We start from the raw sequence: 15,761 nt of genomic DNA, 5'->3' as shown, positions 1-15,761 counted from the left end.
TACTGGTTGCGGCAGGTCGGATTCGAACCGACGATCTTCTGGGTATGAACCAGACAAGATGACCACTTCTCCACTCCGCATGATTGTTGTTAATGAAACTGGTCAAGATGGCAGGACTTGAACCTGCGGCCTCTCGGACCCAAGCCGAGCGCTCTACCTACTGAGCTACACCCAGAAAAAATTTTCTTTTTGTTCTCGGTGAAACAAAACTCTTGGCAACACGTTTTCAAATAGCAAGGCAGCACACGCTGCAGACCAATTCATTTCAGAAGGAATAATCTCAATGGCAACCGAACCAGAAAATACAGTTGCAGAACAGATCAACGAACTTCGTAGCCAACTGAGCAGCCTTTCTTCACAACTTGCCGACCGACTTGGCAGTACTACAGATAAAGCTGACAATGCATTATCGTCCGCATCGTCTGCATTTGAAGACGTAGCGTCGAACGCTCGCTACCATGGCGAAAGAATGCTCAACGCCGCTCGCGAGAATCCTGGTGCAGCAACCGCAACACTGGCGACGGTTGGTGTCATCGGACTGCTTGCTGGTATGATGCTCGGACGGTGTCGCAGATAGAACGACAGCCCCTCTTTGACGTAATTCCTAACTTCTAAATTACCTAGAAAAGGCGAAATCAATGTCCAATTCGGATCCACAGAAGGCTTGGAAGATAGCTGAAGACAACCGCGTCTGCTTTTATGGTTGGAATGGAAAACAAGTTCCAATGTCCCCAATCGTTCGCAAAGATGAAGGCGCGATTTATTTCCTTGCCGATGCTCAAAGCGATAAGGTGACTGACATCCAAGGACAATCAAACGTGCAGCTTACCTTTTCGAATGAGTCTGCTAATGATTATCTCTTCATTGAAGGTACCGCACAGGTTACCAATGATCGCGCCAAAATCAAAGACGTTTGGACCCCTTTTGCTAAGGCTTTCTGGGAATCTGAAAACGATCCGAATATCCGTCTAATTGTTGTATCTCCGAGCCATGCCGAATTTTGGGACGGCCCCGGAGCTATAACCGCTACAGCCAAAATGCTCTTTGCCTCGGTCACGGGCAAAAAGCCAGATATGGGCGAAAACCGAGAAACCGGGATGTGAATTGATCGGCGGGGAGCCCACAGAAATGAGCTCAACCCGCCGTATCCCGTCTGCCTGAGGAGAAACGGCGCCGGGGATTTGAAGACAGCGCAAGTGCCGCATGGCAAATCCAGTGGTGGCTAAATGCTTTCTACTGTCGTTGGAGAGTTACCCCGCGCTCAGAGACTGCAACGAAGTGCAGCATGTCGCAGGGTCCGCTCGTTGGCGGAATAGTGTGGGGCAACCGCTATGCGGTTGAACCCCTTCACTATACTCCGCACGAGATCGTAAAATCGGAACCTAAGCCGCGTATTTTTTAATCGCTGCGGCAAGATTGTCATTTGCTGCTAACAATTCCCGACGTCCACGCTTTCGTGCCCCACGATCACTTCCCCCCGGCGAAACGCTGGTAAAGTTCTTCGCTGTCATCGCTGCATCCAGCGCATCTCGATCCTGATCCTTCAACTCTTGAAGAGCGTCAAACCACATATCGCGATCAATCATTGCCGTGAGTGTGTCCTCCCACTTTTCACCGCCGCCGCTGGCACACGTTGTCTTGCGCATACCAAGGAAGCTATCAGCTACCTTTGGTGATCCACATGGCAGGCCTTTAGGGAAGTGGGTGTAAGTCACCTTCTCCATGTCCGTGTTCGCGTATGCATCAGCAAGCATCCTAGCAGACTGCTCGGCGGTAAAGCTTTCACCATTGCGGCGTTTGCCGTTTGGGATATACTGATGTGGAATAGTGCCAAGCATATCTTCAAAGTATTGGTTGCTGGCCTTTGTTTCGCTAGCGTGCACCTCGCCTCCTGATTGACGGTCCGGCTTATCCTTCATCCCCATCATCGCACCCGTAGGCATACGAATATCGGCCTGGATTACATCGCCATCAATCCCGTTGGTGTATCCCTTCTCTGTCTGCATGCCGTCGCTAAAACGCAGTTTGCCGATGCGTACTATCTGACCATTGTCGTTGCGCTCTGTATCTTCGGTGGCAACGCTATCCATGATTGCCTGCACTGAAGGCGTCTGCCGCCAATCTCGCTCAAATCGCAAATCTATGATCTCCTCAGGATCGTTGTCATTCGCAGCCGGTGTGACCGACCAGTTCGTCTGCATGGGCTCAAATTCTTCTTCAGGGCGATTACGGAACGCCATTAGCGCTTTAAGCTGCTCAGCGATCGATCCATGACGTGTCGACTTGCTCATGCTGCTTCCTCGTGCGTTTTTGGTTGGTTATCGTTCGCAGATTCCAGCAGCCAGCCTTTAACCAGCCTCACTGCCTGTTCTGCTGCATCGTCCTCGTTTACTGCCCTGACGACCACAACGGGGAATCCAAGAGCATCAAGCAAGGGATGACGGGTGATCTGGCTTGGTTCGAGCTTTGCCTTGCCGACCTTGTTCTCAATCTGCCGCAGCACACCACCGTAGAGATAGATCCGGACATCTGCTTCTCCCGGCGTCAGTCCTGCCGCTAATGCTTCAGCTCTTGCCTTGGGTCCGCGCTTGGCTGCGTTCTGATCTCCAGCTAGTGTGAATGTGCCCGGTCGTACGTCTCGCGCTGTGTGCACGTGTTCTGGCAATCTGCGTAATGCTCGGACCTGCGCAGCTTGCAGTTCCCATTCCAGAGGCGGGGCTGCTTTTGTTGTCACCTTGCCATTGCGTGTTGTGATGATTGTTCGAACGCCATTGATGCGGACGGTTTGCGTCGTGGCTTTTGTTGCTGATCTTGCTGATTTGGAATTTGGCTTACTTGAACTGAGCTTGTTGGATGGCGCGCTTTTCAGCGCACGTCTTCGTGTCATAGTCTCTCCTCGTGTTCATGGTTGGCTTCCGTTGGTGGCGGAATCGCTGATCGGTGTCAGCGTAGGAAAATGGAAAGGGTCTCGAAGGGGGTTGTCAAGCAATAAAGGATTGAACGACAAAATATTTCAACCAACCTCAAATCAGGTTGTATTTTTCAATCAGGAAATTTTCTAAAAAGTGCGTAGTTCTCAAACGCATAGAACTACGCGCTGCGCGCTTTGTGCGTAAGTTTCTATATAAGAACTCTTACGCACTAAAAGCAGCGTGCTTTTGCGCAAGTCTTTTTAGGTTTTTTGAGACTTACGCAACAAGACTTACGCGTTACCTATGGTTGTATTTTGATTGTGACAGCAGGTTGTGTATCCGTGACGTATTTGCCAAACCTTGAAACAGGTTGAATTCCAGATAACTTGTTCGTCTGGCTTAAACGGGGGGGTTCTAATGGCTAATAAACCAACAGCTTTATCACTACACGAACGAATGATTATTAAGGCCCTACTAAACGATGGGGTTAGGAATCAAGACATACAGGCACTCGTTAATACTGGACGTGATGCGACCATTAACTCTGGACGGATTACGGGCATCAAGAAGGACAAGCAATTACCTCCCGCATCGCCAGCAGCGGTTGAATCTTATAAAAAGATGAAGAGGTCCTTCGACCCTATTACAGGCCTTAACCCTTACAAAGACGAACGACTCATTAGAGCCCGAGAGGCCATGAAGCTCGCAGTAATGCTGTACAATTCTCCAGGCTTCTGCTTCAAAACTGAAAATTTTGCAGTACTAGCAAATATCGCGTGGACGTACCTGATGCATGAGTATCGATTGCGTCAGGACAAAAGTATTTTACGTGATGATGGTGGCACTATGTCATTGAGCTATATGCTCACATTAGCAGACTGCCCCCTCACAAAAGGAATGCGCCAAAACCTTGAAGCACTAAAAGAGATACGGGATAAAGTTGAGCATAAATTGATGGGGAGCGCAGACGCAGTTTTTCTGCCGATTTACCAAGCGTGCTGCCTTAACTTCGAAACGATGTTAGTGAAGCTTTTTGGGCCGAACCTGTCCCTCACAACTGACCTTTCGGTCGCGTTGCAATTTTCGAAGATGGACATTGAACAAGCTTCGCAGCTTATGAGCTATGAAATTCCCGAAAGCATCAGATCACTTGACGCTAATTTGACCAATAAGATATCCGCTGATGAAGCTATGGATATCGAATATCAATTCAGAGTGATCTATACACTCGACAGCGCCAGTAAGGGTAAATCACACATTCATTTCGTCAGCCCAGACACGGCCGAAGGCAAGGAAATTCATAACGTCTTACAAAAAGTCAAACTCGCTGACGATTTGTACCCCTATAAACCGGGTGCTGTTGTAAAATCAGTGCAGATCGGTTCAAGTCGTCCTTACACAATGGCAGATCATACCAACGCTTGGAAAAAGCATAATATTCGTCAAGCCAAAGGGCATAAGAAAATTGCGGTTACTGACAAAAGGTACTGCGTCTTCCATCCAGCCCACAAAGACTTCACTTATTCTCAAGCGTGGGTAGATCTTCTCATTCATGAAAATAGCTAACAAAAAAGCGCCCCGTAGGGCGCTCTCTTCACATCGCTCGAACAAATGTCGTCGCCCTGCGCTGAACAGGATCTCGGTCTTCCACCTTCATTAAGAAGCCCTCCGCGAACAGCGCCTTGGTGATCATGCTCACACGCTTCTTGTCAGTCTCTTCATCGATGTCGAGCTGCAGCGCATATGCAACGGCGCGCCCCACCCAGTCCTTGGCCTGCGGCGCTGGCTTATACATACCGCCGTTCACAACACCGCGGATTGCGTCGCGTTCATCCTCGGTCAACGTCTCAGCCACTTCCTCGCTCGTCGGCCATGCCCATGATATAACGACCGGCGCATGATCTTGAGGCTTGGTAAGGCCCTGCCCGTTACCCAGCGCGACACTCTCCAACTTCCGCCAGTCAGCTCTGTGCGAAAGAGGCGCGAGGTTAGCTTTTCCGTATGTCACAGAGAAGTAAGAAAACCGCGCTTCGTGTGTAAGGCCAGCCTCACTGGCTTGCGCTTCAGCCATTCGATTAAGTACACGCACCGAGCGCGCCGCCCCGATCAGGGATACTGCACCGCGAGCATCTTCGACAGTCGCTTCCCGATCGCTTACCTTACGCAGATGATGCACGATATCGATTGAGCAGTTCGTCCGGTCAGCGACTTGCGCCCAAAGCTTGGCCACCTTGTCGATTGCGCCGTTGTCGTTTTCATTGACCTGATGCGTCGACACGAAGGGGTCAACAATCATCACGTCAATGCCAAGCTCAGAGATCGTTTCGACGACTGCTTCAACGACTGGCTCCTGAATGCGCACGCCTTTCTTGTCGTCGATCGCAATGACCAATTCCTGTTCGCGACCTGTATCTAGAAACAGATGCCCATCAATATCAGCTGGCTTCAGATTGAAATGAATACACGCAGCCATGATGCGTCGCTCAAGCTCGTCGCGGGGATCTTCCGCATTGAACAACCAGACCTTCAACCGCTTCTGAGGCTTCGTGCCATTGAGCGCTCTCCCGGATGCCATGGCCAGCGCTTCAACGATACTGTTCGCAGTTTTGCCGAGACCGCCCGGCGCAACCGTCACTGAAACATACTTGCGAATGAAGTGCTTACCGAACGCAAACTCACGCCGTGGCAGGGTCGAAGGGTCTTTCCAGACGAAAGGCGTCGCGATGATTGCGCGTTTGTTTTCAGTGGCTTGCTCTGGTTCGCTTATAGATGAATCAAATCCCGAAACTGGCTCTGCAACAGCATCAGTGCGCGCCTCAGCTTTGGCCAGTCCATTGGCAATCATCCGGCTGATATCAACGAGGCGTGTGTTGTCGTTGTCGTTCTGCGGCACGCTGCGTGGGCTGCGGGCACCAGCAGCAAGGCCGTTTTCGATGGTCTTTACGCAGCGCGGCCAGTCGCGGCCCCAGCCTCTGGCTACATCCTGCAGCAGAGCGCGCGCTTCGGATTCAGCCAGTGCACCAGCACCAACGAAAGTGCCCAAACGAAATGCGGCGTCGTTCAGGCGATTGTTGCGGTTGCCCATAGGTTCAAGTGCAAGATCGTCAAGCTCCGATTGAACTGCACGCTCGACATAACGGTCGTTGATCTTGCCGCTGACAGACGGAGCTGCGGTGTAAGTGCTTTCGTATGAGCGTGGCAATACAAGCTCAAGTAACCAGTCGGGCGCGTCGACTGGCTCCTGCTCTGAGATCCAGCGATAAGGCAGGCCAACCTCCGGCACGCTCCCGGCCGCAATGACATAACCGCCGTCACCGCGCACGTCGACGCCGGAGCCAAGTGCGCCGCGATTGCGAGCGCCCTGACGGTGACGAAAGAAGTAGTGACGGCCGCCGCTTGTCGTTTCTGCTGTCAGGGTTGCAGGCAGCTCGCCGTGTACGGCCTCCAGCGATGCAAGCGTTTGGTCGCCGCCGTGCTTGGGATCAATATCAAGAACCCATGCACCAATAGGCGCACCTGTCGGCACGCCGATCATAGCAGAAGGGTTGCGGCGCCAGTATTCGCGAACGATGCGCTCATTAAGCGTCGCGCCACGGAACCCGTTGCTTGTGAGCGGGGTCTTGGTGGCGAGGATCTCAATACAACCGTCCTGATCGACATATTCATCGTCGCGATGGCGGCAAGGAAACACTGGCCAGTTTTGCGCTTGATACGACAGCGCAACGTCGAGCATTTGGTCTTCTGCAAATTGCTGAGTGGTGATATTCTGCATAAGTAATCCTTGGAGCGCTGCCATGGCTGAAACCCGCTATGATATGAAGCAGATGCCAGACGGAACCTGGGCTGTGATTGATATATTCACGGGCTTGGTGGCGATGGTGAACGAGACCTACATCACCGACCTCGATATCCAGGAGGCCGATGACATGGTTGATCTATTGAACGGTGTCTATGCCGAGAGACGTAACGGGCCGTTGCAGTGAACTAAAATGGTGCTTCTTTGAGTGCTTCCCGCATCCCTCGCCCGCAGCCTTCCCATGCGGCTTTCACCAGCATGCGCGCTTCCAGCTCGTCGCACTCAGCAAGGTCGGTTTTGTTGATGCTTGATAGAAATTCTCCAACTGACTCAACCCCGGCATCAAGAGCGCGCAGTTCGTACGGATCTAGCCTGCGGCGGGTACGGATATGCTCGGCAATGTCTGCGCATTCCTTGCATAGCCAGCGGATCGGTTCTTTGTGCTCCTGCACGCCGAGCCCTACGGCGTGGCGGAGGCAGACGTGGCAGATGTCGTCAGGCCGCATATTGCATTCCCCCTCGGAATCGGCGAGCGTGACTTGGAGTATGGCTTATGCTTGGTCGGTGTTTAAAATGGCTTTCTTTGTTCGAGATTGTGTGCGGTGTGGGGTACGAACTATTCAACATATGTTGGTCGGTCAGACTCAAACAGACGCTAAAAATTATGAATGGGAAGTCATTGGGGCATGCACTGATTGTCAACAAGCCTCGGTGTATCTTTTCCGTTTGAGGGCAATTGGTGAATCTCCTATGACCTATACAAAGGGTAATATAGAGACCAATCAATCTTCTCTTGCTGGCACACCAATTCGCATAGCCACCACTTCGATGGAATTGAGTGAGTATATCCCTAAGCGAATAGCAGGCCTGTTTCGCGAAGCAAATGAATGCCGTCAAATGACTTGGTACGAGGCCGCTGGCTCGATGTACCGAAAGACGCTTGATGTGGCGACCAAGCATATCTTTTCGCACGATCCGAGACTTGCCGAAAAGAATCCAGCCAATGCGCTTCGTTCCCGCATCAAAGCTATGGGGGAGATGGGAATTCTTGAGCACGATATCGTCGAACTTGCAGATATTGTCGCTCTCGATGGCAACGACGCAGTCCATGATGAAGACCCGTATACAAAGGAAGAAGCTGAGGCGTTGGAGGATCTGACACTCGACCTCCTCGACAGACTTTTTGTGCGCCCGGCTAAGATTGCCGCAGTGAAGGCAAAGCAAATCGCATCTGGGCAGCGCCCCGCCGAATAATTCACGCTGCATTTGCAGCCCCGACGTTGTCGTTATCTCCAAAGAGGCTTGGCACCTCGCCAACAGCTGCGGCGTCGCCTAGATTTTTCACGGCCTGTTTGAAGTAGTTTGGATTTAATTCTGTTCCGATAAAGCGGCGGTTATTTTGCAGAGAAACGTATCCTTCAGATCCAATTCCCATAAACGGCGAGAAAACGGTTTCGCCTGCATTTGACCACATACGCAATGCGCGCTTTGTGATGTTTAGAGGCATGGGGCAAAGGTGCTTTTCGTCCTTGTCCGATCTGGCAACCTTAACATTCAGAACATCAGTCTCGGGCAAATCCTGCTTGCTAAAGTTCCATACTGGCGATGCATGATCCTGCCAGTCCGTCACTGGAAAACTCTCCTTAGTGTGGGTTACTGGTTTAACTTCTTCGCCATCCTTCGCCCACTTCCGGAAAACGAGCAGATACTCCGGCATGCCCATGCGACTAAACGTGCTGTCAGCGCGAAGTGTCTTCCAGAGAAGCCCATGAGCTTTAGTTTTTTGCATTTCCCGCACTGGATCGCGCCAGATTGTGATCCGCGAATGAAAATCCCACCCTTCTTCAATATGAAGGCGGGTACAGTCATCCGAAAAAGGACGCAGACCTGCTGTGCCACGTTCACTGCTATTCTGGTAATAGACCAGGTCTTTCACGTGGATTGCAGTGAGGCGTCCCGGCCGGGTCACGCGAAGCATTTCACGCACCAAGTAACGATATTGCTCAAAGAATTCATCGTCCGTCGCACAGTTTCCCATGTCCGCCACGCTCTCCGAATAGATGTAGAGCGAAGAGAACGGCGGGGAGTAAACACTGAAATCTATCGACGCATCAGGCAGGCCCTGTGTAAATGGCACGCAGTCTGCATTGTAAGCCGCCCATTTCTCACCGGCTGCTTGATCTAGAACGTAGGTCATACGGAAGCTCCCTTCACCCAATCGGGCAAGTTTACAGGCGTGGTTGGCTGATAGTTGATTTTGACTTGGCGCTTCTGATGGGCTCGACGCATCGCTGCGTACATCTCGCGCTTCATTTGCTCGTGATCGCCGCTCTTGCGATTGATTGTGTCCCAGATCGCTCTTTCAGTATCTGCTAGCGCAATGTGCACATGAACTGGTCGCTTCTGCCCAAATCTGTAGCAGCGACGCACAGCCTGGTAATATGCCTCGTAGCTGAACGACAGTCCGACAAATGCCATTCGAGCGCAGTGTTGCCAATTTAAGCCGAACCCAGCAATTGAGGGCTTACTGACAATCACACGGATATTGCCTTCGCTGAAACCAACCAATCGATCTTCTTTAACCTTGTCAGTCATCGATCCTCGAACCTCAACCGCATCGGGAATACGGCTCGTCAAAGCATCGGCTTCATAATCAGTGTCGCACCACACAACCCAAGGCTCGGAGCGCTCTGAATTGACCTGCTCCGCGATTGCCTCAGCTCGTGCGCTGGCAGTTAGGCGCTTTTCTTTATGAATGGCTGTTGCACTAGTATCCGGAATGCGAAACAACATTTCTCCCGCATCGACACTCAGGTCGGCCCTGATCTCGTGTCGAAAAGTTTCCAAAGGTGGGAGTCCGAAACCTTCGTCGGAATAACCGATATCTGATGGCTTTGAAATGCATCTGGCCCAACTCGCAACCCAACTCCAGTATGGTTTTACGGCGTGTCCCTTCAGACGATATCGGCCCATATTCGTTTGATCGGCGATAAACCATCGAGTTAACATCTCGTTGGAATTCATCACGCCCAAGAACTGCGAATGCTGGCCCAATTCCATGTGGTCATTCGGCGCTGGCGTTGCGGTGCATGCCAAACGAAAAGGCGTGTCTTTCCACATCGCAATCATTTTGCGGGTTGTCTGGCCGGTGAAATTCTTGATGACGCTGGACTCATCAAGCACCACACCAGAAAACTCGCTAGGATCGAAATGGTCTATTTTGGCATAGTTGGTTACGTTGATGCCGGGCCCAACGTCATCTTGGGTACGGACAACGCGAGCGTCTTCATATCCGAATTTCTGAGCTTCTCGGACGTGCTGTGGTGCAACAGCGAGCGGTGCTAGCATCAAAACCGGCTTTCCGACCTGCTCTGAAACTACTCTCGCCCATTCTAACGCGACAAAGCTTTTCCCAAGCCCTGTATCTAGGAACGCGGCACCCCCGCCTACACCAAGTAGAAACTCGGTTACGTCACGCTGATAAGCAAACATGCCTTCATGCAATGACGGAATAGACGAAAGCCCGCGCAGTGGCGCGTCGGCGCTTTTACGCGCCAACAACTCTGCGTAAGACATATTCTCTCCTCGTGTGTGGTAACCCGCCAGTTGGTGGCTAGCGGGGTGGTGTTGATTAAAGGCTGGGTGCGCCGCCGTGTCCGTTGGAGCAACATATCCCGTGTGGCGTCATGAACTGCGGCTCTCCACATTCACTGCAACGCGGAACGACGCCCTTTTGCTGGCAAGCAGCGATCGGGCTGTAAAGGTCTGGAAACCAGTCGTCATAGGTGGAGACATTCATCCGTCCATCAGCCGCTGAATTGTAACCGCACGGGCATTCCTATTCATTGCTGATGTATAGGCCGACCCCGACGTCAACGCATTCCGCTTCTGCCGTGCCGCCACATTCGGGGCATTTCATGAACTGATCACCGTAGTTGGTCGCAGCACCTTCTCCATGCAGGCGCGCATTACACCACGCAGTTCATAGAAGTTTGACGCGTTATCGATTGCGTTCAGCAGGTACTCACGGTCTACCTGCTTCCTTGCCTCATCCAGCCCAATCCCTTGCTCGCGCAAGCGTTTGATGCGCGGCACATAGTCCGCGGGATCTAGTTTGGCCATCACCTCGCCACCCTCTCCTCTCGCACATTAAAGCCCGGTACCTGGCGCATACCGGCGCGTACGGTTTCCTCGGCCATTGCTTGCACGACAGCTTTGAAACGCTCCGGCGCACGGCCATATGCCCAATCAAGCGCGACGCCTTCGTCAACCAGATCGCAATGCCATACCGACCGCAGGCCAGTGCCGGTCGTTGCAGCCTTGTTTTCGCGCTTCGCCCACCGGTCAGCCTGTTTCGCTTCCTTGACCAGTTCCTCGGACTGCTCGCGCGCTTCCAGATTACCAGCACTCGCCTGCATGGCTTCCTGCGCCTCGCGGATTAAGCGATCGGCTTCCTCCCGCGCGGATTTAGCTGCAGCTTCCTTTTCAGCGGCAACCTTATTGCGCCAAGGTGTCAGCAGCCCTTGCAGCACTTCCTTGCCGAGGACGACATTGCCTTTGCCTGATGTCTTGGTATTGCCGATCAGCTTGTTGTAGCGGGTCTGGATTTCGGCCTTCGCGTCGTCATGCGGCTTGGCTTCGTCCTTGCGAACCTCATCGGCGCGCTTTCCAGCATCGTGCAACTTGTCGTGTAACTCGGTCACAGCATCCGCAAGAGCCTGATTGTCGATGGCTTCGCCGTCCGCGAAATTCTTGGCTTCGGCGAACAGGTCTTCGATTTCCTGCTTGATCTCTTCATATGCAGAGGTCGGCGGATTGTTGTGGCCTGCCTGCGCTGTGGTTCTGGCGTTATACGGATCGTAAGTTTCTGCATTATTCATTTGATGCTCCTCGTGTGGCTGGTAATGCCGATGGTGCGGCACTATAATAAATGGTGTGTTAATGGGTGGTCAGAATGGTATTTCGTCGTCCAACATCTCCGAAAGACCTACCGACACATTGTCGTTTGCAGGCTCAGGCAAGTTGTCGTTATCTGCCGCCACACCTGCCCGCACGTCTTTCACATTCCAGTATTTGCCGTTCGGCACGACGCTGATTTCGTCGGTGGGGAGCAACTCACGCTGGCGTTCAAGCCATTCCATGACCGTCTTAGGAAACGGCCGCTGGCCTCCGTGCTGCGTCCACCATCGATGCGCCTTGGTTTGTGCGAAACCAGTATGCTGAGGGCAAAGCCACTCATTGATCTGCGTATAGCCAGCGATGTAGCTGCACTTGACCGACGGTGGCTTGTCGCCCTTACCTTCGTGAAAGTGAAACGTCCTGCCGGTTACCTTGCGCCATTCTGCTTCGGCAGTGCTGACAATCGGAACGTCGGCTGCCTGCCGTGTTAGCTTCTCATCTTCATTCGGCGGGAAGTCATAGCCGCAGCATGGGCATTTCATCAGCGAGATGTGCACCTTCTCACCGCAACCGACCGCGCCGTTGTCGTCAGGCACGGTCGGGCAGATCTTGATTGGCGGTTCACCGTTGCCAGCGCTTGGCGCTTTCGGCTCGACCATGTCGACAGGGCCATGCCGGTCGACGAGTTTCGCGAAGTCGAGTACCAGGCAATTCTTCTTTGGTCCTGCCGAGATAGCAGCAAGCCGCTCCTCAACCGTATCTAGTGGCGCACCTGCCTTGTAGAGCGGACGAGTGCCACGGCCGGCCATCTGTACGTACAAACTCAATGACAGGGTTGGGCGCATAAATGCAATTAAATCAACGCCCTTATGATTGAATCCTGTTGTAAGAACTGAATTGTTCGTCACGCACTGGATACGGTACGCTTTGAAGTCCTCTAGGATGCGGCGGCGTTCTTCCTTCGGCGTATCGCCCGTTACGGCTTCACATGTAATGCCGCGTGATCTGAATACGTCGCGGACGTCCAGTGCAGCTTTCACGCCAGCACAGAAACACAACCACGAACGACGATCGGCACCCTTTGCTATAATCTCAGAAACCACCGCATCATTGAGGTCTGTTCGATTGATCGCTTCTTCCAGCGCGCGCTGTTTGTAGTCGCCACCGAGCCTTCCCACTCCTTTAACGTCGTATTCTGTAGCTGTTGGCTTGCTCGTTAGCGGAGCAAGGAAGCCGTCACGGATTCCGTCAGCAACGCCGTATGTGTAGACGATCTGGTCAAACAGGCGATCTGCGCCCTCATCCAAGCGACCGCTGTCCAGCCGATACGGTGTGGCAGTCAGTCCGAGAATCTTCATGTCCGGGTTTATCTCGAGCAGCGCGTCGATGAACTTGCGATACATTGTGTTGCTATTGATCGGGATAAGGTGGCACTCGTCGACCATCAGCACGTCAACGTGAGTTGAGACTTTGGTTATTTTGCCCTTTTCGTCTCGCTCAACGCCGCAGAGCTGATCCGCCTTATTGTGAACAGTCTGAATACCGGCAAACACGATCTGACTGCGCGCATCACGACGACCCAAACCAGCTGAATAGATGCCGGCAGGCGCAAACGGCCAAACGCCAAGCAATTCCAGATAATTCTGTTCGATCAGCTCTGCAACGTGGGTGACGACCATCACGCGCATAGCAGGCCAGCCTTCAACGAGGCGCTGGATCAACGACGCCATAACCAACGACTTGCCGCAGCCGGTTGCAAGATCAACAAGCGGATTGCCCGCCTCCTCTTGCCAATAGTCGAAAACGGCGTCTATTGCTTCTGACTGGTAGTTTCGTAAGGTTAGCATGTTGGGGGCGTTACCTTGTCTGATAAAGAGAAAGTAGAAAAAGAAAACGAGCAGTTTTCTTCATCGATTTTGTACGTGGCGACTGCGGTCTACGTCGGTGTTTGCGCGATGGTCTTCGGTGCGCTCTATGCAAAGCTGCCGACCTTTGGGGAAGCGTTCTTGGTGCTTATGAAGGACTACGGAACGATCCTTGCGGGCATCCCGGTTTTGGTTGCTGTTGTGGTTGCTAAGCAGCAATTGGATGCCAATCGCAGGCAGCATGTGGCAATGGTAAAGCGTTCACTGAAAGAAGAACTAGATAATCTAGATAGACTCAGAGAGATTTATCGTTCTGTCGCTTTTGCTGAAAATTCCTGGTCTACCAAAATAGGTCGAATATCGAACTCGAACTATATTCAATATCCCAAAATATCAGAGGAAGAAGTTTATAAAATAACTCGTCAATTTCCCTTTGAACTACGTCAGAACGCTAGACTGGCTGCTATCTTTGCGAACAGAGTTAACAAACTAACAGAAGACGGAGACTACAAATCCGATGAATTTCTTAGCGAGAAATCTTTACTGACAAACGCATTGATATACTTTAATTCATCTATTGATCGCGAAGAAGAGCGCCTCTCTCAATACTGGTCTTAACCCTTAGCTCCATCTACCCAAACCTCACCCGGCTTCATCTGGTAAGTAATTGTCTCCGCCTCCTCGTCGACATCAATCTGTTCGCCATTCACCATGCCCGGCAGATACAAATGCGCTGGGCACCCGTCGCGCTGCTCGTCGATCGACAATGGCTTTGCCCATCGTGCGCATGAGATATGACAATCACCACCGCTTTCAGGCTGAGCATGAAGGCAGGTTCGGCAGTTCACGCGCGGCTGTGCCTCATGATGGCAGACAGCTTTGTGCTTGCAGAACATGCATCCAAAGAACTCCGGGTTTTCGCTAATTCTGCTCGGGGGCGTGTCTGAAAATACGATGCGTTCGCAGCGCGCTACCAGCCGAAGGCAGAATTCCAGATCGTATTCGATGCGCTCTGAATAAAGGCTGTCGCTGTCCTTGCATGAGACGAGATAAAGGCACCGGCTCAGACCGAAGGCATGCATTCCAAGCTGGCACTGAGCATAATGAAGCGGCTTTGCTTTCTGACAGCCGTCTTTAACAATCAGTGCGAATCCTTTGGCATTGCTCGATTTAAACTCCAGCAGATGTTCAGTCTTGGACGCCTCAGGCACATTCATTGCCTTGCCATCGCAGTTGCCGCGCACGAACCCAGACACTAGTCGGATCTTGTCTTGCTGCCCGTACACATTGACGCCAATGCGCTCAAGATCAGCAACGAGACGGTCTTCCTCGATGTTGCCCGTTTCAAACAAGCGCAGCTGGCGGCCACTGTGGACTTCGTGAGCCGATGCCCACCTGAAGCCATACCAAAGCGCCCTGTCGCATTCTGTGCCTGCCTCGCCCACGCTGATGCCCCACGAGTCCCAGGACTTCGCCCGGGCCTCGTAAGCAGCGTAGATCGCGCCGACAGTTGTAGATTGTGGTTTGGGGAGTGGCGCCACGGTTACGCGCCACCAAACAGAGGTGAAGATTCCAATGATGACTGATGACCGCGAATATCGTCGGAGCGGATATACGAGGTCCAGATTCCGCGTCCTCCACGCGTTACGGGGTGCATCTCGGAAATGTTGTAATAAACATCGTCGAGTTCATCGGCATCCAGTTCGAAGTCATCACGTTCAATATCCGCATCTATTTTAGCCTTGGCAGCATCAAGGCTTTCGGCCTCAACGAATGTCGATGATCTGCCATGGAAGGTGTAGTTCACTGCAAACTTAGGCATCAGCTTGTAACTCCCAACTCGCGTAGCAAGCACGTTGCGAAAGGCACTAAGGAATGCGGATCAATGATTTCGATCTCAAATTCCCCGCCCTCGTCAAAGTCTATTTCTGTTACTGGTTCGTGCCGCAGTGCATACTCAACGGCGTTGAAAATCGCGGTTTCTGTGGGTTGGTTTAACGTAACCACGGTCATTCGCTAGCCTCCGGGTACATCGCAATCATGAAATCCAGCACTCGCTGCGGGCAGAAGTCATCTTCCATGGCGATGTATGCATCTTTGGCGCGTTCTGGGACGTTCCAAAGGTCATTCCACCTTGAGATTTGCGCATTGCGTTCCACATTGTCGGCTTCTTCCGCTTCATCATAACCACGCTGCCATTCGCTGCGTTTAAATGCATCGCTGTATGGATTCTGTCCGTAGCAATTGTGGTACGAGCGCTTGCCGTCCTTTGGTGGCCACACCATCTCG

Annotated in this window: 19 protein-coding genes and 2 tRNA genes; 6 read left to right on the top strand and 15 right to left on the bottom strand. The window is 52.4% G+C overall.

The window, feature by feature from the left end:
* Window positions 1–3 precede the first annotated feature (3 nt).
* Window positions 4–80: transfer RNA gene (locus OPR82_RS07955), tRNA-Met, on the bottom strand.
* A gap of 19 nt (window positions 81–99) precedes the next feature.
* Window positions 100–175 (bottom strand) — tRNA-Pro (locus OPR82_RS07950).
* 108 nt (window positions 176–283) lie between these two features.
* Between OPR82_RS07950 and OPR82_RS07945 the strand changes: the two genes are divergently transcribed.
* Window positions 284–577, top strand: a complete 294-nt coding sequence (locus OPR82_RS07945; RefSeq protein ID WP_265984166.1) for a hypothetical protein — start codon at window positions 284–286, stop codon at window positions 575–577.
* 61 nt (window positions 578–638) lie between these two features.
* Window positions 639–1,103 carry a pyridoxamine 5'-phosphate oxidase family protein gene (locus OPR82_RS07940; RefSeq protein ID WP_265984164.1) on the top strand — a complete coding sequence of 155 codons (465 nt, stop codon included), beginning with the start codon at window positions 639–641 and terminating at the stop codon, window positions 1,101–1,103.
* A gap of 279 nt (window positions 1,104–1,382) precedes the next feature.
* Here OPR82_RS07940 and OPR82_RS07935 read toward each other — a convergent pair whose 3' ends face one another.
* Together OPR82_RS07935 and OPR82_RS07930 are read right to left on the bottom strand one after the other, a co-directional pair.
* On the bottom strand, window positions 1,383–2,291 hold the full coding sequence (locus OPR82_RS07935) for a hypothetical protein (RefSeq protein ID WP_265984163.1): 909 nt from the start codon (window positions 2,289–2,291) through the stop codon (window positions 1,383–1,385).
* Window positions 2,288–2,887, bottom strand: a complete 600-nt coding sequence (locus OPR82_RS07930; RefSeq protein ID WP_265984162.1) for a VRR-NUC domain-containing protein — start codon at window positions 2,885–2,887, stop codon at window positions 2,288–2,290. Before OPR82_RS07930 ends, OPR82_RS07935 begins: the two co-directional genes overlap by 4 nt.
* A 442-nt stretch (window positions 2,888–3,329) precedes the next feature.
* Between OPR82_RS07930 and OPR82_RS07925 the strand changes: the two genes are divergently transcribed.
* Window positions 3,330–4,478 (top strand): DUF3644 domain-containing protein, encoded by a 1,149-nt coding sequence (locus OPR82_RS07925; protein ID WP_265984161.1) that lies wholly within the window; start codon window positions 3,330–3,332, stop codon window positions 4,476–4,478.
* Between the two features lie 28 nt (window positions 4,479–4,506).
* On the opposite strand, the gene OPR82_RS07920 is transcribed toward OPR82_RS07925, so the two are convergent.
* Entirely contained in the window at window positions 4,507–6,684 is a 2,178-nt protein-coding gene (locus OPR82_RS07920; RefSeq protein ID WP_265984160.1) for a bifunctional DNA primase/polymerase, read from the bottom strand.
* A 22-nt stretch (window positions 6,685–6,706) separates the two neighbouring features.
* On the opposite strand from OPR82_RS07920, the gene OPR82_RS07915 reads away from it, so the two are divergent.
* Window positions 6,707–6,895, top strand: coding sequence for a hypothetical protein (locus tag OPR82_RS07915; RefSeq protein ID WP_265984159.1), 189 nt, complete (start codon window positions 6,707–6,709; stop codon window positions 6,893–6,895).
* 1 nt (window position 6,896) lies between these two features.
* Here the strand turns inward: OPR82_RS07915 and OPR82_RS07910 are convergent, their stop codons facing one another.
* Window positions 6,897–7,214 carry a DUF6511 domain-containing protein gene (locus OPR82_RS07910; RefSeq protein WP_265984158.1) on the bottom strand — a complete coding sequence of 106 codons (318 nt, stop codon included), beginning with the start codon at window positions 7,212–7,214 and terminating at the stop codon, window positions 6,897–6,899.
* Between the two features lie 67 nt (window positions 7,215–7,281).
* On the opposite strand from OPR82_RS07910, the gene OPR82_RS07905 reads away from it, so the two are divergent.
* Window positions 7,282–7,962, top strand: coding sequence for a DUF4145 domain-containing protein (locus OPR82_RS07905; protein ID WP_265984157.1), 681 nt, complete (start codon window positions 7,282–7,284; stop codon window positions 7,960–7,962).
* Window position 7,963: 1 nt separating this feature from the next.
* Here the strand turns inward: OPR82_RS07905 and OPR82_RS07900 are convergent, their stop codons facing one another.
* From OPR82_RS07900 to OPR82_RS07880, 5 genes are all read right to left on the bottom strand, one after another.
* Window positions 7,964–8,905, bottom strand: a complete 942-nt coding sequence (locus OPR82_RS07900; RefSeq protein WP_265984156.1) for a DNA-methyltransferase — start codon at window positions 8,903–8,905, stop codon at window positions 7,964–7,966.
* A complete protein-coding gene (locus OPR82_RS07895) occupies window positions 8,902–10,284 on the bottom strand; it encodes a helicase-related protein (RefSeq protein ID WP_265984155.1) in 1,383 nt (460 codons plus the stop codon). Before OPR82_RS07895 ends, OPR82_RS07900 begins: the two co-directional genes overlap by 4 nt.
* A 339-nt stretch (window positions 10,285–10,623) precedes the next feature.
* Window positions 10,624–10,830: a hypothetical protein gene (locus OPR82_RS07890; RefSeq protein ID WP_265984153.1), complete on the bottom strand. Its 207-nt coding sequence runs from the start codon at window positions 10,828–10,830 to the stop codon at window positions 10,624–10,626.
* Complete coding sequence (locus OPR82_RS07885) at window positions 10,830–11,588, bottom strand: hypothetical protein (protein ID WP_265984152.1); 759 nt, start codon at window positions 11,586–11,588, stop codon at window positions 10,830–10,832. Before OPR82_RS07885 ends, OPR82_RS07890 begins: the two co-directional genes overlap by 1 nt.
* 69 nt (window positions 11,589–11,657) lie before the next feature.
* Complete coding sequence (locus OPR82_RS07880) at window positions 11,658–13,454, bottom strand: DEAD/DEAH box helicase (protein WP_265984150.1); 1,797 nt, start codon at window positions 13,452–13,454, stop codon at window positions 11,658–11,660.
* Between the two features lie 15 nt (window positions 13,455–13,469).
* Between OPR82_RS07880 and OPR82_RS07875 the strand changes: the two genes are divergently transcribed.
* Complete coding sequence (locus OPR82_RS07875; protein ID WP_265984149.1) at window positions 13,470–14,090, top strand: hypothetical protein; 621 nt, start codon at window positions 13,470–13,472, stop codon at window positions 14,088–14,090.
* On the opposite strand, the gene OPR82_RS07870 is transcribed toward OPR82_RS07875, so the two are convergent.
* Genes OPR82_RS07870 through OPR82_RS07855 form a run of 4 tightly spaced genes read right to left on the bottom strand, consistent with a single transcriptional unit; the run spans window position 14,087 to window position 15,757 of the window.
* Window positions 14,087–15,013 (bottom strand): PDDEXK family nuclease, encoded by a 927-nt coding sequence (locus tag OPR82_RS07870; protein WP_265984148.1) that lies wholly within the window; start codon window positions 15,011–15,013, stop codon window positions 14,087–14,089. The two genes, OPR82_RS07875 and OPR82_RS07870, sit on opposite strands and share 4 nt — an antisense overlap.
* 2 nt (window positions 15,014–15,015) lie before the next feature.
* A complete protein-coding gene (locus OPR82_RS07865) occupies window positions 15,016–15,294 on the bottom strand; it encodes a hypothetical protein (RefSeq protein ID WP_265984147.1) in 279 nt (92 codons plus the stop codon).
* Window positions 15,294–15,485: a hypothetical protein gene (locus OPR82_RS07860; protein ID WP_265984146.1), complete on the bottom strand. Its 192-nt coding sequence runs from the start codon at window positions 15,483–15,485 to the stop codon at window positions 15,294–15,296. Before OPR82_RS07860 ends, OPR82_RS07865 begins: the two co-directional genes overlap by 1 nt.
* Complete coding sequence (locus OPR82_RS07855) at window positions 15,482–15,757, bottom strand: hypothetical protein (protein ID WP_265984144.1); 276 nt, start codon at window positions 15,755–15,757, stop codon at window positions 15,482–15,484. Before OPR82_RS07855 ends, OPR82_RS07860 begins: the two co-directional genes overlap by 4 nt.
* Between the last annotated feature and the right edge of the window lie 4 nt (window positions 15,758–15,761).

The sequence above is a fragment of the Ochrobactrum chromiisoli genome, from assembly GCF_026241335.1.
Lineage (GTDB): Bacteria > Pseudomonadota > Alphaproteobacteria > Rhizobiales > Rhizobiaceae > Brucella > Brucella chromiisoli.
The sequence above is the reverse complement of the archived record's forward strand: the minus strand, read 5'-3'. Positions and strand labels throughout refer to the sequence as shown.